Source organism: Sodalinema gerasimenkoae IPPAS B-353, from assembly GCF_009846485.1.
In the GTDB taxonomy this organism is placed as follows: Bacteria; Cyanobacteriota; Cyanobacteriia; order Cyanobacteriales; family Geitlerinemataceae; genus Sodalinema; species Sodalinema gerasimenkoae.
Window position 1 is genome coordinate 548,316 of the sequence record NZ_ML776472.1, and the last position, 21,981, is coordinate 570,296.

Here is a 21,981-nt window from a genome sequence, read left to right on the forward strand (position 1 = left end):
ATAATCAAGATGCGGGGTGTTTTAGATTGAGCCAAACTTGTCATGTCAGACCCCCAACTATCACTCTTTCAGCTTCAACTCCAGCGCCTCCATCGTTTAACCGTCCTTGCCCGTTGGTCTCTTGTGGTCTTCCTCTGGCTGAGCGTGGGTAGCCTCAGCCTCTGGGCCTTGCGCCGGGAGATTTCTCTGTGGTTAGAGCATTTTACCTGGGTGGCCGTCTGGTATGCCCTGCGATCGCATCTTTGGCCGACCCTGGGCCTAGGACTCTGCGTCGGTTGGACTCTCTCAGTATTAGTCTGGCAGAGTCGCAATATTATTTGGGGAATGCCCAATCCAGAACGCCGGCGCCTCGAACATCAACTCTGGCGAATTCGTGCCAACGGCTCCAAACATCCCTTATGGAAATGGGTGGTCGTCTCAACAACTGACCCAGATCCCTCGAAAAAGTCAACATCAGGACGTTAAGATGAAAGCCATGCAGGTGTCATGGCTGGCCTTGGGCACCTCGGCGGGGCTCCTGCAATGCTCCTGACTCCTTCAACGTTTTTGACGATGGCACTTCGCGCCCTGAGAAACGTCAAGTTTCCCAAATCTCTACCTGCGCTTATGTTCGGTCCGACTTCTTTTCGCCGCATCTTGCTGTCGCGGATTCTCCTGCTGAGTGTCCCCGTCCTCGTGATCGGACAATATGTGACCTTCCGCAAGGCTCGTTCTAGCCTACTAGAAACAGCCCGTCAGAATTTGACTGAAAGTGCCATCCGTAAAGGAAATCGTATTCAAGAGCAGGCGAACTCCCTGACCACCCAATTGCGGCTTGCTAGCGAAACGGCGGCTTTGGAGTCGGGATCTGCTCCCAGAGTCCAAGAGTTTTTAGAGAGTTTCGGGGAACAACTCCCCGATACAGTCCAATGTTTGCAAGTGACTAATCTGGAAACTCAAGAGGCGATCGCCCAAACTTGTGACCAGAACATTTTTGCCCCTCCTCCAGAAGGCTGGTGGAGCGGTTCCGAGATCAGCCTTGACCGGCGGCTCTTCGTCACAACTGACATTGCCCAAGCATTTAGTTCCCTGCCCCGTCCTGACTCCCGCAATTATCAACAGACAGAAATCACCTATAGTGCCCCCATCTATCTCGAAGATAGCCGTGAGCCGTCCTATGTGATTAGTCTACGCTCAGTTCTAGAAAAACCCGATGAACCGATCAATCGTGCCGGCTCCCTGACAGGCTCCACCGTTGTCATTGATGAATGGGGGGTAATCCTAGAACATCCGATGCCAACCTTGATTGGCAATACCATTCAAAGTCAACCCAATGCCGAACGGCTTGAAAATCTGATGGGGAACGCCTTGGTTGGGAACCAGGATTTTCAACATTTGTCCTCCTTCACCAGTCCGCAACAAGAACTCCTCAGCGGGTATACCGCCATTGATTCTCCTATCTCTTCCCTAGATGGAGATGATCGTCAAAGACGCTGGGTGGTTTTAGCCATCACCCCTCTCGATAATGCCTTAGCCGGACTAGAACCAATTCGTCAGGTGATGTTTAACCTCGTGCTGGGGTTGTTAGCGGCAAACCTCATTGCCACCCTCTATCTGGCCCAGGACTTGGCTCGTCCCGTGGAAAAATTGGGGGAATATGCCCGCAATATTGAGTGCAACACTGCCTCAGAGCCAATGCCGGCGAAGTTCTTTATTCAAGAGTTTAACCAACTCTCAAAAGCTCTGAATCGGGCGATCGAACGCTTGAAAACCTGGGCCCAGGAACTCGAAGATGCCTGGAACGAGTCCAAAAACGCCAACCGCCTCAAAAGTGAGTTTTTAGCCACCATTTCCCATGAACTGCGGACTCCCCTCAATGGCATCATCGGCAGTTTACGGCTGGTACGGGACGGCTTCTGCGACGACGAAGCCGAGGAACAGGAGTTTTTGCAACGGGCCGATGATGCGGCGGTTCATTTGTTGGGAATTATCAATGACATTTTAGACATCTCCAAAATCGAAGCCGGAACCCTCTCCGTGGCTATTGAACCCGTTGATCTGATGCAGTTGATTGATGAGGCCATAGAATTGAATCAAGCCACCGTGCGCGATAAGGGGTTAACCTTATCCGCTAACGTTGAGAGTGATGAGCCGATTTGGGTTCGGGCCGATGCCGCCAAACTCAAACAGGTGTTACTCAATGCTATTGGCAATGCTGTCAAGTTTACCGAAACTGGGGAAATTCGCCTTGAGGTTCGGGTGGTGATGGTGGCGGCTGATGAAAATGGGGCCCATTATGGGGGCAAACGAGTGGTGGTTGATATCATTGATACCGGCATTGGTGTTGACCCGGGGGACTTGGACAAATTATTTAAGCCATTTGTGATGGTCGATGGCTCAAAAACGCGCCGCTTTGGTGGAACCGGTCTTGGCTTGGCGATTTCACGTAACTTAATGGATATGATGAACGGCTCGATTCGCCTCGATAGTCCTGGGGTCGGTTCGGGAACTACGGTAACGCTGGAGTTGCCCATTGCTCAGAAAAATGTATCGTTAGAGAAGACCTCTACCCTAACTGAGGGAGACTCAGATCTAGAGGCTTGATGAGGTGAAACCTTGGCTTGTTGGGGGCTATGCCATGGTTCCTCTCCAGTCCAGCCGATTGGTACACCTGTTAAAGAATTGGTTATGGTTGTTTGGTTATGGTTGTTTTGACAGACTCTCGTCCGTGGGTCACGCCCTTAATGTTCAGCTCTCGCCACAGCACGACTTTATAATAGAGGCTGTGAGGTTTTCGGAGTCTCACTCAGCCGATTTCCCTATGAAGACACTTCAATTTTTGACTCGGCGCATTGAGCGTAAGTGGCATCACTGGCGTGATGGCCGCACGCCAGGCCATCCTGTGGAGCTGAATCCAGCGGGTGATGCTGCCGGTACTGAGGGGTCAGCGGCTCGGCTCGACAACCGCCCTCGTAAGCTCAATGTATCTGGCCCCGTCTCGACGGTGGTGGCAGTGTTCTGCTTGACGGGTGCGTTGGGGCAACGCTTTTATAATCAACCGAAACTGGATGTGGGCAGTCGTGCGCCACAAACTTTGGTGGCCCCCCGCTCGGATCAGGTTGAGGATCGCAAAACGACAGAAGAACGCCGCCGTAGTGCTCGTTTGGGGACGTCTCCGGTGTTGATGGGCGATCCGGTGATTAATCAGCGGGTGCTCAGCGAGGTGAAACGCTATCTTGAGCAAGGGAATCGCTTGCGAGAAGAGGTGGGAGATTTTCCGTATGTGGATACGGGGATTCTCTCTCAGGAGGTGCAACGCTATCTGCGTAATGCGTCAAATTGGGAATGGCGGGCCATTCAATGGACTCTCTCCCAACGCCTGGAGGAGAGCCAGGCTCTGGCGGCTGAGGCGCCGGCTTCCCCTCTCGATGAAATGTCATCCCTGGTTGAGGCGGAGCCGGAGGTGGTTGAGGATCGTCGAGAACAGATTTTACAAGCGACTCGTTTGGGAGCAGTCAGTGGTGCCTCTCAGGTTCTATCGAATCTCTTGCAGACTCAGACTAGCCCTATGAATCAGTCCATCGAGCAGTTGTTGGCTGTGTCGCAACGGCTTGGTGAGGAGGAGTTTGAGGGGGTCGTCAGTGGGGTTGAAGCGGCTCGTGAGCGGTATGCTCAGGCTCTGGAGCAGTTGTCGCAGGTCTCCTACTCGAATGGTCGGCCCGTGTATACCAATACACTCCTGAATTTGTCGGCGGAGGATTGGCAAAAAACTCGCAACACTACCTTACAGATTGGACGACAGATGTTGTCTCAGGGGATTGCTCCTGGGGTTCCGCCCACGATGTTACAAGATTCGGTGGAGATGCAACTGTCGTTGGCGTTGCCGGATGCTCAGATTCGTCATTTGATGAGTGCTCTGTTGATGAATGCTCTAGAACCGAATTTGGTGACGGATCCCGATCGCACCCGTGAACGGGCGGAGTTGGCGGCCCAGGCTCAGGAAGCGGTCTATATCTCTGTTGATGCGGGCGAGGTGATTGTGGAGGCCAATGAGGTGATTACGCAGCGCCAGTTTGTGCTGCTGGATCATTTTGATTTGGTGCGCCGCGATCCAGTGAACTGGTTTGGCTGGATTGCTTTTGGGGGCACAGTGTTTGTGGCGGTGTCTCTGTATGGGGTGGTTGAACGACGGGTTCATCCGAAAATTTGTAATGGCGATCGCCTGCTGATTCTTCTGTTAACCCTGAGCGCCCCAGTGATGGTTCTGTTGGGGTCCCCCACCACCAGTTTTCCAGCGATTGGTTTGGCGGTGGGCAGTTTTTATGGCTCCTGGATGGGAGTGACGGTGGTGGCCCTGTTGAGCCTGATTTTGCCCATTGGCTTGGAGATTGAGTTGGGCTATCTGATTGCGGGTGCGATTAGTGGGGCCCTCGGAGGGGCGATCGCGGGACGGCTGCGATCGCGCGAGGAGTTAGCCCTGTTAGGGGTGGGAGTTGGCTTGGCCCAGGGGCTGACGTTCCTAGTGCTAACGGTGATTGGACTGTTGTTACAAGGCAGCACGGGTCCGCTGTGGTCGTTGTTGTTGGAGACGGCTCTCATTCAAGGACTCTGGGGCGTGGCCTGGAGTATTGTGGTCTTGGGAATCAGTCCTTATTTGGAGCATCTATTCGATTTGGTGACCCCCATCCGTTTGGCGGAATTATCGAATCCCAATCGTCCTCTCCTGAAACGTCTGGCGGCGGAGGCCCCCGGAACCTTTCAACATACGCTGTTTGTGGCGACCCTGGCGGAGTCGGCGGCGAAGGCCCTCGGCTGTAATGTGGAGTTAGTGCGGGCGGGCACTCTCTATCATGACATTGGTAAGATGCACGACCCTCAGGGCTTTGTGGAAAACCAGATGGGGGGTCCGAATAAGCACGATCGCATTAATGACCCCTGGAAAAGTGCCGCTATTATTAAAAAGCACGTCACCCAAGGACTGGTAATGGCGCGTAAAAGCCGCCTTCCAAAAGCGATTCAAGCCTTCATCCCGGAACATCAGGGGACGATGTTGATTGCTTATTTCTATTACCAGGCAAAACATACGAATGGCCGTGAGGTGAATGATGCGGATTTCCGCTATGACGGCCCGATTCCTCAGTCCCGAGAAACGGGAATTGTCATGTTAGCCGACTCCTGTGAGGCGGCGCTGCGATCGCTCAAGGATGCCACCCCAGATGATGCCCTCTCGATGGTGAATAAGATTCTTCGCGCTCGCTGGCAGGATAATCAATTAGTGGAGTCTGGATTGACGCGGGCGGAAATGGGTAAGATTGCTGAGATTTTTGTCCAGGTGTGGCAGCAGTTTAATCACAAACGAATTGCCTATCCGAAAGCCGTTTTATCGAATAAATAGCCCTATCCCTTAAGCGGGATTGGGCTGGGTTAACACTTCGAGAATATACTCTCCTTGGTTGACTGAGGCATTGCTAGAGAGGTCATACACCAATCCTGATTCTTCGGTATGGACATCGACCAATTGCGGTAAACGCCCCTCTCGGTTGAAGACTAAGAGTTGATAGAGAAGTTGTCCTGACGTGACCCAAGTCCCCAATAGAACCCGAGATTGTAGCATTCCTCCCTGTTTGGCATAGTATTTTTGACTTTTGCTTTTTGGGAAAAACTGCACGGTTTTGGAGGCAGTTTGAATGAGGGGGAAGCGTTGAATATCTAGCATCCCTTTGCTGACTAAGTAATTTTTAATGCCTCGAACCCCACGATAGACGGAATCGGGGTTGATTTGCATTCCAGAACCGAGTTCTATCGTCCAAGCCTCTAGGTCAAATTTAACGACCTTTCCTAAGTTTGCCAACTGTTTTTCTAAGCTTAACCAGGGTTTCATAAATGCTTCGTCGAAGGCATCGCCGTCATAGCGATCGAGGAGGATGGCGGTGTTAAGCAAGAAGTATTTGGCGCTTGCTTCTCGCCCTTGAAAACAGTAAAGATAATCTAAGGATTGATTGGTGCTACTGTGTAAATCTAAAACATAGTTTGCGTCTAAACAGAGTGATTGGAGCTGATAGCGGTAGTGGTCTTCAAAGGGAAGTCCTGAGGCTCTATTTTTTACTTCTTTTAATTCCTGGAAACGACCCTTGAGTTGCTGATAAAAGTTATTTTGAATGTGTTGATAATTCAGGTGAAGTTGAGTTTTGGCAAATTCCGCAATTGAGGACTGACTCTGCTCTTCTATATCCTTTTCATAATCCCAAAAAATTCGATTCCAATCTGTGCCTGTATAGGGGTTATAGCGACCGCTGGCGTAGTGGTGCGATCGCTGATTGGTGGCGAACGGATTACAGGTGGGAACCAGCCAAATTTCTCCATGGAGTTGTGAGGGATCGAGGTCGCACAAAAACTGAATTAGTTGGTAGATGACTGCATTTCCCGAGAGTTCTGCGCCATGTAAGTTGGCTTGTAGATAAGCTTTTTTACCTAGAGTTGCCCCTCGGAATTTATACACCTGGATGGCGAGGGTATCTCCTGAGGCGAGATGAGCGATGTCAAGGGACTCAATATCTGGAATCATAGGGCAGGAGCAAGATATCCATCATGATGATGATTTAAGCATCATCGGGGTTCAATTGGATCATGGCCCAGGTCGTATAGGTACCGATGGGACTCCAAATTAGATAGGGGAACAGCAGCAGGGTGGCCAGGGTGGAACGGGGTTGAATGGCGATCGCCAGTAAAATGGCTAACAGCCAACCCGTTGCCCCAATTAAGGTTCCAGCTCTTAAACTCTCTAGTCGGCACATAATCGGGGTGTAGGAGAGCGTCACCAGTTCTAAGACCAGATAGTATCCCAACAAGACCCAGCTATTGGTAGAACCGGGGTTCTGGTTCCAGATTAGCACCGCTGACCAGCCCACACCAATAAAGACAACTGTCCAAATCAGGGGAATCAAGCGCTCAAAGGTGAGCCACCGAGGCCGTTGGAGGCGATTAAACCACCGTAAGTTATTAGCGGACAGGACGCGGTTACAGCCGACACCAATTAGGATCATCGCCAGGGGAATCAACAGCCAAGCGGGAAGTGACATAGGAAGCAAAGCCAGTTAAGCATATTCCCCCACTGTAAATCGTTCGACAGTGGGGGGTTCTCTGTGATTCTATCCTTTTTAGGGGGTTTTACCCGATTTCGGATTGACCGGTGTCGTCATGAAACTAGGCGAAGTCCCCAATTTCAATGGGTTAGGTAAAGTGGTGTTCTGAGACTGGAATATAGGTAACAAAAAGAAACCCGGTTTCTCTCAGATTCTCTGTATGGGTCATAGGCTTCACGGCGATGGGCGATCGCGATGACAAACACTTTAATTAATTTATTCTCTACTGAGTAGAAAACCCTGTAGTTACCTATGCGGTAGCGGTAATAGCCTGCATAATTTCCTTTACAGACATTGGAGCCGCTGATTCTGTATTTTGGATGGAGTAATTATTGATAAGACTCATTGCCGACTTCTCACTTTTTCAGGGAAGAAACTGAGTTTTGAGCCGCTGAAAAAGAAACCGGGTTTCTGAGGGTTGGCAATGGGGTAAAATAGAGGGGCTATCCTAAAACTGTGGTGTTATGCCAACCACCGAAACCGAAATACTAGCTATCCTTTCTCGTTCCGAGACGCCGCGCGAACGCAACCTACCTCAACCCGCCCTGGAAGAAGCCAAAATATTCTTAGACTTTCTAGCTTGGCGGTATCAAAACCAGTCGCCTCAAGAAGCCAATTTAATCGCCAGTCTGCGGGGAAAAGCCACGGGGAATATGACCACTGATGAGATTCTCAACTTAACGTGGGGTGAAGAATGATGGATTTCCTCGTGGATAGCAATGTGATTCTGGATATGTTAACGGAAGATCCCCATTGGTTTGATTGCTCATTAGCTCAACTGGCTGATTGTACCCAAATCGGAACTTTGCATATCGGTAGAACGCTAGGGATAATGATGAATTTGTTAAAATGATCATGAAACGAATAGGTCGTGTTCCAGATATTACCTCTCGATCATCACCGATTAAGCACTACCCCAAATCCTAAAAAACACTCAAGAACGTTCAGGCTTGCGAACCCAGTGAAGCATGGGCATCACTAACCTTGACCATGAGTGTCATTGGATCAACAGGTGAAGCCGTGAAACCACAGGTCTCATAAAATCGCTTCGCATCATCCGAGATAGCATGGACTAGAATTGCGCGTATTCCTGCAATTTCAGCCGCTTGGAGAGTACGCAGAACAGCTCCATTGGCGAGACAGTAATAGGCGATGACGATTTCGCCATCGCAAACAACATAAGTGCGTGAAGCCCCTCCGACCTCATTTTTCAGAGCACGACGCTTAAGCCAGTCATCTAGCTGACGATTCCCTGAGTTAAAGCTTTGAACATCGTGGGACGAATTGAGTTTCTCAGGTGGGCGAAGCTTAGGCTGATCTCGATCTAATCCCACGGAGCCTTAGTTGTCAGTAATGTGTGCAGCTTTTCATCCTGGATCGGTGGCGCATCTAGCAACACCACAAACTGCTTAAATTTAAGTTCATTTAACCCGAAGAACGTCTGTTCAAGAAGAACATCTTGCGCCTTCTGATACGATGACTCAAGCATAAACTCCGAGCGGCTCTTGCCCTGCACTTTAGCCCCATGATCAATTAGATCTCGTTGGCTTTGCTTAGCTCGGATATTGATTGTAACATCGAGGGTCTGGCTACCCGAACCGTCACTAGCGGAGCTGTGCATCGCGCTGACCTCTTTCTGAATAGGAGACTCCTAACTCAATCTACGGGTTTTGTATGGGCAATGTCAACACATCCCAGTTGGATCGACCCCAATTCAAACGCGGCGATCGCACCCCAAACCCCCTAACGAATAAACTGATACCACTCAAACTGATCAGGATCGCAATGGTGACAGTCCCCACAACGCTCACCACAGGGTAACTGTTGCACCCGTCCCTTACGAATCAACTTCTTCAGCATCAGCCGTAACAGATCGCGATCGCAGTGAAAATGATTCACCAAATCCGCCAACGACACCGACTGATGCTCAGCCAAATAGCCCTGTACCTCTCGTAAAATCATCTCAACCTCCTAAACCACTCGACCAATACGACGCATTCCCGCCAGAAGCAGCGTCAAAAATACCAGTAACCCCACCAACCAAGCCGTCGAAGACCCCGGATGGCGGTCAAAGGTCCCAAACTGGTAAAAGAACGTCGCCACCCAATAAGCCAACCCCGTCGTCCAAAGCGCCGCAAACAGCGTCCAACGAGATCCCGTCTCCCGATAAATCGCCGCCGTGGCTGCCAAACAGGGGAAATACAACAACACAAACAACAAATACGCAAACGCCCCCACCTGGCCGTCAAACCGACTCACCATCTGCCCAAACGTATGTGTCGCCACCCCCTGTTCTGCCGCCGCACCTTCGACATCATCAATATCCCCCACATCCAGGCCCAGAGGGTCGAGCAATTGTCCCCCCAACTCCCGGAAATTGTCGCCAATCGAAGTAAACGCTTCCTCAATCGTCGGCCAGAACTCAAACGGTTCCTCCGCCTCCACCGCCGCTTCCCGGGCCAACTGTCCATAGAGGGCATCGAGAGACCCCACAACGGCCTCCTTGGCAAATACTCCCGTAAAAATTCCCACCGTCGCCGGATAATTCTCCTGCTGAATCCCCATCGGCGCAAACACCGGCGTAATCCGACGGCTAACATCTGTTAACACCGAGGTTTCTGAATCCCCAAACGAACCATCCCAGCGGACTGTATTGAGGAGGCCCAAAATCATCACCATAATGATAATCACCTGTCCCGCCCGCAGAATAAACTCCCGCAAGCGATCCCACGTCCGCCATAACACCCCGCGCAGGGTTGGCAGATGATAGAGCGGCAACTCCATAATGAAATGAGACACCTCCCCTTGCAGCAGGGTTTGCTTGAGAATCAATCCCGTCACCACCGCCGCCGCAATCCCCGTCAAATAGAGACCAAAGACCACATTTTGACCCCCCACCGGAAAAAACGCCGCCGCAAATAGGGCATACACCGGCAATCTCGCCCCACAAGACATAAACGGATTCATGAGAATCGTCAGCAGGCGATCGCGGGGACTTTCCAGACTGCGAGTGGCCAAAATTGCTGGAACATTACAGCCAAACCCCACCAACATCGGCACAAAGGACTTCCCGGGTAGCCCCATAAATCGCATCAAACGATCCATGACAAACGCGGCCCGGGCCATATAGCCGGAGTCTTCTAGAAACGCCAAAAACAAGAAGGTACAGGCAATCACCGGAATAAACGTGGACACCGTTTGAATGCCGCCACCGGCGCCGTTGGCCAACAACGCAATCAGCCAATCCGGGCTACCAACCCCCGCCAAAACATTGGCGAAGCCCTCCACAAAAATCGCCCCAGTCAGCAGTTCAAAGAAATCAATAAAAACACTGCCCACATTAATGGCGAACAGGAACATCAGATACATCACCGCCAAAAACAGAGGAATCCCCAACCAGCGATTCAGCACCACGTTATCAATCCGTTGCGTGAGACTGGTACTGATTTGGCGCGATCGCAGCAACGCCACCTCAGTTATATTACGAATAAAGCCATAGCGAGCATCGGCGATGACAATATCCAAATCTTCCCCCAGAACATCCTGAACCCGCTTTTGCCAAACATGAATTAGGCGATCGAGGTCCGGCTGCGGTGGACGAGGAAGGGTCAAATCATTGTATTCCAACAGCCGCAACGCTCTCCAGCGGGGGTCAACCTTCGACGCCTGGGCCTCTAAATGGGGCAACATCGCGGCGATCGCATCCTCCACCACCGCCGGATAGGCCACAAACGTCGGCGGAATGGGGGGTGATTGCAACCCCTGGGTAATCGCCGCCCGCAACTCAGTCATTCCCCGAGATTTCGAGGCCACCACCGACACCACCGGACAGCCTAACCGTTGCGATAACCGCTCAAGGTTAATCTCTAACCCGTGGTCTTCAGCCACATCCACCATATTTAACACCACCACCATCGGCAGACGCATTTCAATCAACTGCGTCGTCAGGTAGAGATTGCGTTCCAAATTAGACGCATCAACAATATTGGCGATTAAGTCCGCCTCGCCGGAGAGGAGATAATCCCGGGCAATCCGTTCATCAAGGCCCGTATCCGCATCTTCGGCATCGAGGGAGTACACCCCCGGTAAATCCACCACCGTCAAGGTTTGACCCTCATGGAGATACGTCCCTTCAACTCGTTCAACGGTGACACCGGGCCAGTTTCCGGTCACCTGGTTTGACCCCGTGAGGGCGTTGAAGAGGGTGGTTTTACCAGAATTGGGATTACCGATGGCGGCAATTTTGGCCTGATGAGTTGCAATGGAGGTCATGGCGATTACTCCTCAACAACTTCGACTAAAAGGGCCCTAGCTTCGTGTTTGCGCAGGCTGAGACTAAAGCCGCGCACACAGATTTCTACTGGGTCTCCGAGGGGGGCATGGCGGGTGACCGTGAATTTCGTTCCGGGGGTCAATCCCATGGCCAGCAAGCGTTTGCGATAGCCACGATGGGGGCAGTCATAGCCGAGAATGCGCCCCGAAGACCCCACCTTAAGCTGACGGAGTTGGGTCTGGGGTTGGGGTTGCCGAGAGACATAAATAGTCTGAGTGCGATCGCGACAAAAGCCGAGTTGCTGACCATTAACCGATAGCACCACCGAACCGCTCTCGGTGCAACTGAGGATTGTCACCTCATCTCCGAGGTGTAATCCTTTGGGTTGACGCCCAGGGGGCAAGTCAGCCACCCACAGCCGTTCCCCTACCTGGGATTTAGCCAAGGGAAAGCTCGTCTGAGATGGGGCATTACGGCGCTGCTGCCGGCGATCGCCTCCCACTCCCCCACTGACAAAGGTAAAGCCTGCACCTAGGGGGGAGGGTTGGCCTGGATTCTGCTCAGATGGACGGGTCATACTACAAAGTCCTCCATAAACGGCTCTCACCGTTTTGAACGTTAATTCAAAGTTATTCTCATTAATGTGCCATAAATTACTTAGTAAATCACAAAAGCGTTATCCAGAAATAATTTAAGCTTATCTTAGGATTTCAGGGGGTTTTAGGTAACATAGATAACAAGTCTTGAGAAATCCACCCTGGCAACTGCTCAGATTTTCTCAATAACTCTTAACTTTTCTCCATAGAATATTGAAAGTGACTAGCAACAATAGCCAGAACGAGAGCCTCATCCAGCAGGCACAAAAGGTTCACCTCTCCCAGAGCAGCTCGTACAATGAAAGTAGTGCTATTACAAATCCTGTGACCCACTCCTCTGCCGTTCTCGCTGGCTTAATGGGTGTCTGTGTCGGCGACGCCCTCGGGGTTCCCCTAGAAATTAGCTCCCGAGCCGAACGACAAGACGACCCAGTGACCGATATCCGGGGCTATGGAACCTACAAGCAACCCCCCGGAACTTGGTCTGATGATAGTTCTCTGACCTTCTGTTTAGCCGATGCACTCTGTGACGGCTTTGACTTGAACCGCATCGCCAAGAACTTCTGTCTTTGGCTCACCAAAGCCCTGTGGACTCCTTATAACGAGGTCTTCGGCGTAGGAGGAACCACCTGTCGAGCCATTATTAAACTACTGCGGGGAGTTCCAGCAACGGAATCGGGAGAAACGGGCGATCGCAGTAATGGGAACGGCTCTCTGATGCGGATTTTGCCCATGGTCTATTTTGCCAATCATCTCCCGTTCCCAGAACTCCTAGAGCGAGTCCATCAAGTCTCTGCCATCACCCACGCTCACCCTCGCAGTCAGATGGCCTGTGGAATATATATCAGTATCGCCAAAGAACTCCTACAAGGACAAACCCCTGAGGCTGCTGTGACCGCCGGTTTAGCCGCTGTAGAACCGTTTTATGAGCAAGCCCCCTTTCAGAAGCAGCGATCGCACTTCCACCGTCTCACCCCCCAACTGGCTCAACTCCCCATCCAGGAGATTTACTCAACGGGCTATGTGGTTCACAGTTTAGAAGCCGCCCTCTGGTGTTTTCTCAACACCAACAGTTACCCCGAGGCCGTGTTACAAGCCATCAACCTAGGAGGAGATACGGATACCGTCGCCGCCATTACCGGGGGCCTCGCCGGCTTGCACTATGGCTATGAGGCCATTCCCGAACCTTGGCGGGAGGCGATCGCCCGCAAGGACGATATTATCGCCCTGGCCCAACGACTCGAAACAGAGTTATTACACCATCATCTTTGAGAGTGGCATCGATAATAGAGAGGTGATGCTACCAGATAGTCCTGACTCAGATTGGGCCGGAATGCAAATTTTTAATACAAGTTGCCGCAAAAAACAGTAGCCTAAGCTACTGTTGGAATAGAGTTTAAGTTTATGAAAATCGTCAACACTCAAACTGACTATTTTGTTTAATTTTGCAACTTAAATCCAGACGAAAGAACGACGGTTAAGCCGCGAATTGAAATCATGACATTTCATAAAATCTTAGTCGCCATTGATGACTCCAAAGCTGCCCCTAAAGTATTTCGTCATGCCCTGAACACCGCCGTACAAGACAAAGCGGAATTGATGGTATTCCATTGCACGACTATGCAGCGGGTCAGCGAATCCATCCCCCTAATGGGAACCGGAATTGGCATTGACTTATCCAGCAGCAAAATAATGTTTGAGATGCAACAAGAGCATATCAAAAAAGAAGCGGAGCGAGTCCAGAAATTGCTCGAAGACTACATCAGCAAAGCCGAAGCTGAGGGAGTTAACGTTACCCCTGAAACCAAGTTTGGCGACCCCGGGTCCTGGATTTGCGATGTCGCCAAGAACTGGGAAGCGGATCTGATTGTTCTCGGACGGCGAGGTCACCGGGGTTTGAAAGAAGTCTTACTGGGCAGTGTGAGTAACTACGTTCTTCATCACGCCGATTGTTCTGTCATGGTTGTTCAAGGGAGTTGAATTAAGGGGAAGAAGAAGGCAGTAGGCAGTAGGCAATAGGTATAACCCACCCCTGCCCCTCCCAGGAGGGGAAGAAAAGACGTAGGGGCAGTCCCTTGTGGTTGCCCGGTTCGGGGTAGGAGCAATCCCTTGTGGTTGCCCGGTTCGGGGTAGGGGCAATCCCTTGTGGCGTGCCCTCTTTTTCACTCTTTGTCCTTATGCGTGAACTTATCGAGGCGATCATGGTAGACGCGGACGAGACGGTAGCGGCGTTTAGAATCTAGGAAATCATACTGATCCTCTCGTAACCCTAACATCGGCAATCGTTCGCGATCGGCAAATACCAAGGTTGTCCCCGACAGATTGCCCTGTTCCACCTGTTGGCGTAAATCCTCTCGCCCCAACGACGGACGGGAGACATACGTCGCTGGCTGCTGAGTGTAGAAGACAATCGAGGGCTTTTCAAACCCCACCGAGAGAAGACGATCGCCCGGTTGATACACCGCCTTAGCCGTATCCGCCATTTGACGAACCGGTTGTTGGCGTAAATCGTCCAAAAGCCCAAACATGGGATGGGCCACCAGCAGCAGAAATAGGGCAAAGCCTCCAACCTGGGCGATCGCCACCCCACGACGGCGCGTTAGGGCCATCGCTTCCACCACCGAGGCGATCGCCACAATCATCCCAGCCCCCCAGGTCGTTAACCCTGACTTGAAAATCTCTAAATCAATACGATCCACCACCGGATCAGGGCCAATAACAAACGGCAAAATCACCAGGGCGATCGCCATCAACATCCAAATCAGCCAACTCACTGCATGACTCGCCAGCATCCAGCGACGGGACAGACTGGGGCGATGTAACATCTCTTCACTCAACAACAGAGACACCAAAATCGCCGCCGCCGGAATTAAGGGCAACACATAACTCGGCAGTTTCGTCACCGCCACCGTAAAAAAGACAAACACCCCCCCAAACCAAAATAGGGCAAACCCCCCCAATTGCTCCTGACGGGGCAGTTTGCGCCACCAACCCCGCCGCCAAACCCGTAAACGGGCGATCGCCGCCGGAAGATAGGCGGACCAAGGGGCAAACCCTACCAACACCACCCCAAAATAGAAATACCAAGGACCACTATGACGATTCACCACCCGCGTGAACCGTTCCACATTGTGATAGCCAAAGAAACTCTCAATATAGGCTTCCCCATTGGCCTGCCAAACCAACAAATACCAAGGCACTGCAATCAGCAGAAACACCAACCCGCCCCGTAACGGCCGCATCTCTCGCCACACGGCTTTAACATTGCCCCCATAGATGAGAAAGCCCCCAATAATCCCCACCGGTAACACCATCCCCACCGGCCCTTTCGCCAGAACCGCCAACCCCATCCAGATAAAAAAGCTCAAATAAGCCCGATTCTGGGTCTGTCCCTCCGTCCCATAGCCCCAAAAAAAGGACAACAGAGATAACCCCACACAAGCACAAAGAAGCATATCCGAGACCCCCGTGCGTCCCCAAATAAAGGTTTGGGGATTAAAGGCGATGGCGATCGCCCCCAAACTGGCTGCCCCCCAGGGAAGTAGCCAACCATAGCGACTCCCCGACGCAGGCGGCACAAACCGCCACAGCGTCACATAAGTTCCCAGCATGAGGGCGATCGCCGACAACGCCGACGGAAGCCGCACCGCCCATTCATTGGTTCCAATCAGTTGATAGGCGATCGCCATCAACCAATACACCAGCGGCGGCTTATCAAAACGAGTTTCCCCATTAAAATAGGGCGTAATCCAATCCCCCGTCACTGTCATCTGCCGCGCCGCTTCAGCAAACAGCGGTTCCGTCTCATCTACTAAATTGGCTGTTCCCAACTGATACAGAAACGCCAAAATTCCGGCTAAGACAACAGCCGCTAGGGAGACTCCCCAGACTAATTTTGGGAACTTTTCAGGGGTTTTCATGGGGGGAGAAGGGAACAGGGAACAGGGAACAGGGAACAGAAAAGACGTAGGGGCGCGCCCTTGTGGACGCCCTAGGCAATAGGCAAGAACAGGGAACAGGGAACAGAAAAGACGTAGGGGCGCGCCCTTGTGGACGCCCTAGGCAATAGGCAATATACAAGGGTGCGTCCCGGCATCATTTCACCATCTCGGGATTATTGTAAGCAGACTTGCAATCCTAGGGGCGAAACATTTTTCGCCCCTACAAGCCGGAACGCACTCCTAGAAACAGACAAGGGATGGCCTAACTGAGAACCCAGTTAACCAGAGTACGGACGGGGAAACCGGTGGCGCCGGTACTGTTGTAGCCGTTGTCCTTGTCCGTCCAGACAGGGGCCGCGATGTCTAAATGGGCCCAAGGAGTTTTGTCCACAAACTGCTTCAGGAACAAGGCGGCAGTAATCGAGCCACCGGCGCGGGAACCGGTGTTTTTCATGTCCGCGTGAACCGACTTCATGACCTCAAAATAGGGTTCTTCCAAGGGCATCCGCCACAGTTTCTCACCACTGGCTTGAGATGCCGCTAGGAAGGCATCCGCTACCGTATCATCAGGACTCCAGAGACCGGCGATCGTATCCCCTAACGCCACCACACAAGCCCCAGTGAGCGTCGCCAGATCCACCATCGCATCCACCCCGAGTTTATCGGCATAGACCAACGCATCCGCCAGCGTTAAACGCCCTTCCGCGTCCGTGTTGTTCACTTCGATGGTTTTGCCATTTGAGGCCGTTAGGATGTCTCCTGGGTGCATCGCTCGCCCGCTAATCATGTTTTCACAGATAGCCGAGATGAAGTGAACCTCCACATCCGGTTTCAGTTGGGCGATCGCCTTGGCGGCCCCAAAGGTGGCCCCGGCCCCTCCCATGTCAATCTTCATGGTTTCGATGCCACTACCACTAGGTTTGAGGTTAAGTCCACCGGAGTCGAACGTTAGGCCCTTGCCCACAATCGCCAATTTCTTGCGCGGTTTGCCTTTGGGTTTATACACCATATGCACAAACTTAGGCGGAATATCCGACGCTTGGGCCACCGCCAGGAAGGCTCCCATCCCTCGTTTCTGACAGTCCTCTTTTTCTAGAACCGTGAACTCAAGTCCGTACTCGTTGGCGATCGCCTGGGCGGTTTCCGTCAAGGTCAAAGGATTGATGCTGTTGGCCGGGGCCGCCACCAATTCCCGAGCCAAAATCACCCCAGAACAAATCTTCAGGGCCGTCTCAATGGCAGCATCTTGCCCCTCCAAACCCAAGAGATTGACCGTTTGCACTTGAGTCGTTTTATCTTCTTCCGACTTAAAGCGTTGATCTTGGTGTAGGGCCAACTCAAACCCTTCCACCAGGGCCTGGGCCGTGGTGGCCGAGTCATCATTCCAGACCGGGGCAGCTAATCCCACCGTCTTACAATTGTGCTGTTTCGCCAAACGGGCACTTGTGGCACTGGCCCGTCGCCAATCATCGAGCGAGGTCGACTCTCCCAAGCCCACAATAATCAGCTTACGAACAGAACTCCCGCCGCCGACTCGGGTGGCCGCACTATTGCCCACCTTCCCCTCGAACTGGGTTTCCTCAATTAACTCGCTAAGGGTTCCCGAGAGTTTCTCATCCAACTTGGCTAAATTCCCAGATAAAGCCACATCCCTCTCTGGCAGCATCAGGGCCAGGCCGTCACCCGCCCAGTCTAATGCTGACGTTGCAATTGCATTGAATTTCATAAACTCCGTCTCTCGTATTGTCAATATCGGCTATTGATTAGATTAACCGACTCAGCTCATTGGGGACAGACACAAAATCCACAGTAGCAGCGACAGGAGAGCGTCGGCGATTGGTTGCGATCGCGATCGAGATACTGCCGTAGATCCACATACACACTCTCATCGATATCACACTGTCCCCCACCCGTCTCAGGAAAATTCAGGTCAAACAGTTGAGACATCATCGCCTCCGTTGTAGATTGGCGAGTCACCGCTAACGGCGGAATCGTCAGTAAAATGTTATGGCGATTGCAACCCGAACGGCGATCTCCCACTAGACAGACCACAAACTGCCCATCAACGCGACCGAGAGTTATATAATCAACCCCGTCGTCATAATACGCCTCTTGTAATTGTTCTGATGCCTGCAAACAGGGGTCAGTCATGGCCAACTCCGAGCCACCCATCAGCGACCAACTCAATAATGGCAAGGGTTCTGTCGGGGTTTGCACCAGCAAAAGCAACTGCTGGTCATCTTGGTTACAGAGAAATTCTAAAGGGGTCTCAGACAGGATAGGAAGCCGCTGCATCTCCGGTTGAGGCATCGCTCGACCGCGACCAAAATGCCGGGAGATCTCAGGAGTTGCCCCCTGACTGATACGAGGACAGACAAAGAAGGCGGCGATCGCCCCCATCATCGCCCAACCCCAGTTCAAACCCCATCTTCGCATTCGCCTATCAGTCCGTCATCTCCGCATTCCCTAGTCTTTCAGACCATGAATTCCGGAAAAAGTGCCAAGGCATACCACAACCTATCATGACAATCTCCCTGAGCCAGACCTTCCCATCCCCGCCGTTCCCTGTCCCCGCTTAACTTCCCCATTGCCTATTTCTCTATGACTGTTCCAAAACAACCCCCAAAACAAGCCATCGGTTGGCGGGAATGGCTCACCCTCCCCGAATTGGGAATCCGCCAGATTAAGGCTAAAATTGATACCGGTGCCCGATCCTCAGCCCTCCATGCTTACGATATTAAAGAGATCTCCCCCAAGGGCGATCGCCCGCGCATTTGCTTTAAAGTCCATCCCCAGCAACGGGATACAATAATAGTGGTCACCGCCGAGGCCGATGTACTCGATCGCCGCGAAGTCCGTAACTCTGGTGGCAAAGCTGAGTTGCGCTACGTGATTCTGACTCCCGTTCAACTTGGGCAACAGCAATGGCCCATTGAACTGACCCTAACCAATCGTGATGTCATGGGATTCCGGATGCTTCTCGGACGACAAGCCGTACGAGGACGCTTTCTCGTCGACCCCGGCCACTCCTATCTTCTCAACCCAGTTCCCCAGCACCCATAACTCCTCAAAACCAACCCCCTCGGAGACGTTAAGGGTGGGTTCCCCCTCTTGCCTAAGGCGCGCCACTTGCGGTACGCCCCTACCTGGTTCCCCTACTGCCTAGTGCCTACTGCCTACTGCCTACTGCCTACTTCTTCCCCTTGCCTATTGCCCCCTGCCTCTTGCCTCCCCATGAAAATTGTCATCCTGTCCCAAAACCCCGCTCTCTATTCCACCAAACGACTTAGAGAAGCCGGAGAACAACGGGGCCATCAGATGCGAGTCATCGACCATCTGCGCTGTTACATGAGCATCACCTCCCATCATCCCTCGATTATTTATCAAGGGAGTCCCCTAACGGATGTTGAAGCCGTCATCCCCCGTATTGGTGCATCTCATACCTTTTACGGCACAGCAGTGGTTCGTCAATTTGAAATGATGAGAGTTTTCACTGCCAACGAATCCCAAGCCATTTCTCGGTCTCGGGACAAGTTACGTTGTTTGCAAATCCTCGCCCGCGAAGGAATTGGCTTACCCGTCACCGGTTTTGCCCACTCCACCAAAGACATTGAAGGTCTCATCGGCATCGTCAACGGTGCCCCCCTCGTCATCAAACTCCTAGAAGGAACGCAAGGAATTGGAGTTGTCCTCGCCGAAACCAAACCCGCCGCCACCTCCGTCATTGAAGCCTTCCGGGGTTTGGATGCGAACATCCTGGTGCAAGAGTTTATCAAAGAAGCCAAAGGCGCCGACATTCGCTGTTTCGTTGTCAACGACAAAGTCATTGCCTCCATGAAACGCCAAGGGGCCCCCGGAGAATTTCGCTCCAATGTCCATCGGGGAGGCAAAGCCGAAAAAATCAAACTCACCCCCGAAGAACGCAGCACTGCCGTCCGCGCGGCCAAAGCCATGGGGCTAAAAATTGCCGGAGTCGATTTATTGCGCTCCAACCACGGCCCCGTCGTCATGGAAGTTAACTCATCCCCCGGCTTAGAAGGAATCGAAGGCTCAACTGGGGTTGACGTCGCCGGTAAAATCATTGAGTTCCTAGAGAAAAAGGCCGGCGCCAGCGCCCCCCGCGATCGCATCCCCTACTAACCCCCCAACCGCCAAAGTAGTATGTCATCCCCTCGGTAGAAGGGGTTAGGGGCGGCTTATGCCCCCATTGCCTCTTGCCTCTTACCTCTTGCCTCGTGCCTCCCCCCCCATGCCCCCATTTCAAATCGGCGGAACCGAGGTTTCGCCCCATTCTCGCCGACAAATTGAACTTCCCGTCGCTCGCCTACCGACACAAACCCCAGTCTCCCTCCCCATTAACGTGATTCGTGGCACCCAAGAGGGGCCAGTGCTTTGGGTGAGTGCCGCCATTCATGGGGATGAAATTAACGGCGTGGAGATTGTGCGCCGGTTGATGGATTTAGTCACCCCTGAATCCTTGCGGGGAACTGTCATTATGGTTCCCATTGTCAATGTCTTTGGCTTTATTGAACAATCTCGCTATCTGCCAGACCGCCGTGACCTCAATCGCTCCTTTCCGGGGTCTTCTCGCGGTTCCCTGGCCTCTCGCTTAGCCAGTTTGTTCATGAAGGAGGTGGTTTCTCAGTCAACTCATGGCATTGATTTACATACTGCCTCCGACCACCGGGTGAATTTACCCCAAATTCGCGCCAACTTACAGGATTCAGAAACCCATCGTTGTGCGATCGCCTTCGGGGCCCCGGTCGTCATTCACTCCACCACCCGCGATGGCTCTCTACGTCAAGCTGCAACCAAACAGGGGATTCCCGTCTTACTCTATGAAGCCGGAGAAGCCTTGCGCTTTAATCCCCAAGCGATTCAGTTAGGGGTTGAAGGGGTCTTGCGGGTGATGTCAGTTTTGGGAATGTATAACCACAATCCCAATCCCGCCCCCGTTCCCCCCGTAGAGGTGCAAAAAACCCAATGGCTGCGATCGCCCCAGGGGGGAATCCTCCTCCTGCAAGTCAAACTGGGCCAACCGGTGCAAAAACGGGAAAAACTCGGCGTGATTGTCGATGTCTTCGGCAATATCCGCGCCAAAGTCAGTGCCCCCTGCGATGGACTCATCATCGGCATGACCCAAAATCCCCTCGTCAATCAGGGGGATGGAATTGTCCATATTGCACGCTTTCCCAATTTATTGGGTTGACAAGATGTGAGATATGCGGTAAAAAAAGCATCTTATCAAGCTAATCCAGTCCCCCGGGACTCACCTTAATAAGTCACAACAAAAAGGACAACAGAAACCCTTAAATTCCCTCCAATATAGACACCAGAAATCATAGACTGTCTATTTTTAATAGTCTATTAAACTAATAGTTTCCCAACCCTAAAAAATCAGCTATAGTGGATTTAGTGATTGCTATATCAAATTGATATACCAAATTGAGATGCTAGAACTCTGCGCCCTCGGCTTGCTGCAACGAGAACCTGTCCATGGCTACCGCCTCAAACAGGACTTAGAGCTGTTTATGAGTAGCTGTCTGAGCGTGAACTATGGAGCCATTTACCCGTTGCTACATCGCCTAGAAGAGCGTGGCTATATCGACAGCAGCATCGAAGAGAGTCCCGAGAGCGGTAGTTCGCGTAAAACCTACAACGTCACCCCCGAGGGTCAAGCCCGATGGCAAACCCTCATGGCCCAACAGCCGCGAGACAGTTGGGTGAACAGTCGTTCCCGATTCATGGTCAAGTTCTTTTTCTTTCGGGACATTGACCCCCAGTTGCGTCTAAAACTCCTCAAAGCACGGATTCGTGCCTGTGAAGAACGTCAAGACTTGGTGTATAGCCAAGAGTTTGGCAGTGATGCCTATCAGCAGGCCGCCTGGGAACGACATTTACAAATGCTGATGGGCGAACTTCATTGGCTTCAGGACCAACTCAACCGAGAACAGGGCCAACAGTCCCCTGACACTCAGGAGAGTTCCTCGAACCACGCCATTCACTAACCCGGATGCCCCGTGATTTCCGGCCCTCATCACAACCCAACC

The 21,981-nt window shown here is 52.2% G+C and carries 21 protein-coding genes; 10 read left to right on the forward strand and 11 right to left on the reverse strand.

All coding sequences use genetic code 11. From position 1 onward, the window contains the following. Window positions 1-42 precede the first annotated feature (42 nt). The 3 genes from L855_RS02405 to L855_RS02415 all read left to right on the forward strand — a co-directional run bounded on the left by L855_RS02405 (window position 43) and on the right by L855_RS02415 (window position 5,374). Window positions 43-465, forward strand: a complete 423-nt coding sequence (locus tag L855_RS02405; protein ID WP_159783737.1) for a hypothetical protein — start codon at window positions 43-45, stop codon at window positions 463-465. A 141-nt stretch (window positions 466-606) separates the two neighbouring features. After that, on the forward strand, window positions 607-2,583 hold the full coding sequence (locus tag L855_RS02410) for a sensor histidine kinase (RefSeq protein WP_159783739.1): 1,977 nt from the start codon (window positions 607-609) through the stop codon (window positions 2,581-2,583). Between the two features lie 217 nt (window positions 2,584-2,800). Then, a complete protein-coding gene (locus tag L855_RS02415) occupies window positions 2,801-5,374 on the forward strand; it encodes an HD family phosphohydrolase (protein ID WP_159783741.1) in 2,574 nt (857 codons plus the stop codon). A 9-nt stretch (window positions 5,375-5,383) separates the two neighbouring features. On the opposite strand, the gene L855_RS02420 is transcribed toward L855_RS02415, so the two are convergent. The 3 genes from L855_RS02420 to L855_RS22655 all read right to left on the reverse strand — a co-directional run bounded on the left by L855_RS02420 (window position 5,384) and on the right by L855_RS22655 (window position 7,429). Continuing rightward, window positions 5,384-6,544, reverse strand: a complete 1,161-nt coding sequence (locus L855_RS02420) for a succinylglutamate desuccinylase/aspartoacylase family protein (RefSeq protein WP_159783743.1) — start codon at window positions 6,542-6,544, stop codon at window positions 5,384-5,386. Between the two features lie 34 nt (window positions 6,545-6,578). Next, window positions 6,579-7,058, reverse strand: a complete 480-nt coding sequence (locus tag L855_RS02425; RefSeq protein ID WP_159783745.1) for a TspO/MBR family protein — start codon at window positions 7,056-7,058, stop codon at window positions 6,579-6,581. A 143-nt stretch (window positions 7,059-7,201) separates the two neighbouring features. Beyond that, window positions 7,202-7,429: a type II toxin-antitoxin system RelE family toxin gene (locus tag L855_RS22655; protein ID WP_159790911.1), complete on the reverse strand. Its 228-nt coding sequence runs from the start codon at window positions 7,427-7,429 to the stop codon at window positions 7,202-7,204. A gap of 156 nt (window positions 7,430-7,585) precedes the next feature. Here L855_RS22655 and L855_RS02435 point away from each other — a divergent pair, with 156 nt between their 5' ends. Beyond that, window positions 7,586-7,819, forward strand: a complete 234-nt coding sequence (locus tag L855_RS02435; RefSeq protein WP_159783747.1) for a transcriptional regulator — start codon at window positions 7,586-7,588, stop codon at window positions 7,817-7,819. Window positions 7,820-8,065: 246 nt separating this feature from the next. Here the strand turns inward: L855_RS02435 and L855_RS02440 are convergent, their stop codons facing one another. The 5 genes from L855_RS02440 to L855_RS02460 form a co-directional block, all read right to left on the reverse strand. Continuing rightward, window positions 8,066-8,455, reverse strand: coding sequence for a GNAT family N-acetyltransferase (locus L855_RS02440; RefSeq protein WP_159783749.1), 390 nt, complete (start codon window positions 8,453-8,455; stop codon window positions 8,066-8,068). Next, window positions 8,446-8,742 carry a type II toxin-antitoxin system TacA family antitoxin gene (locus L855_RS02445; protein WP_159783751.1) on the reverse strand — a complete coding sequence of 99 codons (297 nt, stop codon included), beginning with the start codon at window positions 8,740-8,742 and terminating at the stop codon, window positions 8,446-8,448. Before L855_RS02445 ends, L855_RS02440 begins: the two co-directional genes overlap by 10 nt. A gap of 122 nt (window positions 8,743-8,864) precedes the next feature. Continuing rightward, complete coding sequence (locus L855_RS02450) at window positions 8,865-9,083, reverse strand: FeoC-like transcriptional regulator (protein WP_159783753.1); 219 nt, start codon at window positions 9,081-9,083, stop codon at window positions 8,865-8,867. A gap of 9 nt (window positions 9,084-9,092) precedes the next feature. Then, window positions 9,093-11,393: a Fe(2+) transporter permease subunit FeoB gene (feoB, locus tag L855_RS02455; RefSeq protein ID WP_159783755.1), complete on the reverse strand. Its 2,301-nt coding sequence runs from the start codon at window positions 11,391-11,393 to the stop codon at window positions 9,093-9,095. Window positions 11,394-11,398: 5 nt separating this feature from the next. Next, window positions 11,399-11,971 (reverse strand): FeoA family protein, encoded by a 573-nt coding sequence (locus tag L855_RS02460; protein WP_159783757.1) that lies wholly within the window; start codon window positions 11,969-11,971, stop codon window positions 11,399-11,401. Window positions 11,972-12,314: 343 nt separating this feature from the next. Between L855_RS02460 and L855_RS02465 the strand changes: the two genes are divergently transcribed. After that, the gene (locus tag L855_RS02465) at window positions 12,315-13,262 is read left to right on the forward strand and encodes an ADP-ribosylglycohydrolase family protein (RefSeq protein ID WP_246198688.1); all 948 of its coding nucleotides are present in this window, start codon (window positions 12,315-12,317) and stop codon (window positions 13,260-13,262) included. A gap of 225 nt (window positions 13,263-13,487) precedes the next feature. Next, the gene (locus tag L855_RS02470) at window positions 13,488-13,970 is read left to right on the forward strand and encodes a universal stress protein (protein WP_159783759.1); all 483 of its coding nucleotides are present in this window, start codon (window positions 13,488-13,490) and stop codon (window positions 13,968-13,970) included. 182 nt (window positions 13,971-14,152) lie between these two features. Here L855_RS02470 and L855_RS02475 read toward each other — a convergent pair whose 3' ends face one another. The 3 genes from L855_RS02475 to L855_RS02485 all read right to left on the reverse strand — a co-directional run bounded on the left by L855_RS02475 (window position 14,153) and on the right by L855_RS02485 (window position 18,352). Further along, entirely contained in the window at window positions 14,153-15,910 is a 1,758-nt protein-coding gene (locus tag L855_RS02475) for an ArnT family glycosyltransferase (protein WP_159783761.1), read from the reverse strand. Window positions 15,911-16,193: 283 nt separating this feature from the next. Further along, a complete protein-coding gene (locus L855_RS02480; RefSeq protein ID WP_159783763.1) occupies window positions 16,194-17,657 on the reverse strand; it encodes a leucyl aminopeptidase in 1,464 nt (487 codons plus the stop codon). Window positions 17,658-17,713: 56 nt separating this feature from the next. Continuing rightward, the gene (locus L855_RS02485; protein ID WP_159783765.1) at window positions 17,714-18,352 is read right to left on the reverse strand and encodes a COP23 domain-containing protein; all 639 of its coding nucleotides are present in this window, start codon (window positions 18,350-18,352) and stop codon (window positions 17,714-17,716) included. A gap of 180 nt (window positions 18,353-18,532) precedes the next feature. Here L855_RS02485 and L855_RS02490 point away from each other — a divergent pair, with 180 nt between their 5' ends. The 4 genes from L855_RS02490 to L855_RS02505 all read left to right on the forward strand — a co-directional run bounded on the left by L855_RS02490 (window position 18,533) and on the right by L855_RS02505 (window position 21,939). Next, on the forward strand, window positions 18,533-18,994 hold the full coding sequence (locus L855_RS02490; protein ID WP_159783767.1) for an ATP-dependent zinc protease family protein: 462 nt from the start codon (window positions 18,533-18,535) through the stop codon (window positions 18,992-18,994). A gap of 171 nt (window positions 18,995-19,165) precedes the next feature. Further along, window positions 19,166-20,071 (forward strand): 30S ribosomal protein S6--L-glutamate ligase, encoded by a 906-nt coding sequence (gene rimK, locus L855_RS02495; protein WP_159783769.1) that lies wholly within the window; start codon window positions 19,166-19,168, stop codon window positions 20,069-20,071. 109 nt (window positions 20,072-20,180) lie between these two features. Further along, window positions 20,181-21,140, forward strand: coding sequence for a succinylglutamate desuccinylase/aspartoacylase family protein (locus tag L855_RS02500; protein ID WP_159783771.1), 960 nt, complete (start codon window positions 20,181-20,183; stop codon window positions 21,138-21,140). Window positions 21,141-21,363: 223 nt separating this feature from the next. After that, window positions 21,364-21,939, forward strand: a complete 576-nt coding sequence (locus L855_RS02505; protein ID WP_246198689.1) for a PadR family transcriptional regulator — start codon at window positions 21,364-21,366, stop codon at window positions 21,937-21,939. Window positions 21,940-21,981 lie beyond the last annotated feature (42 nt).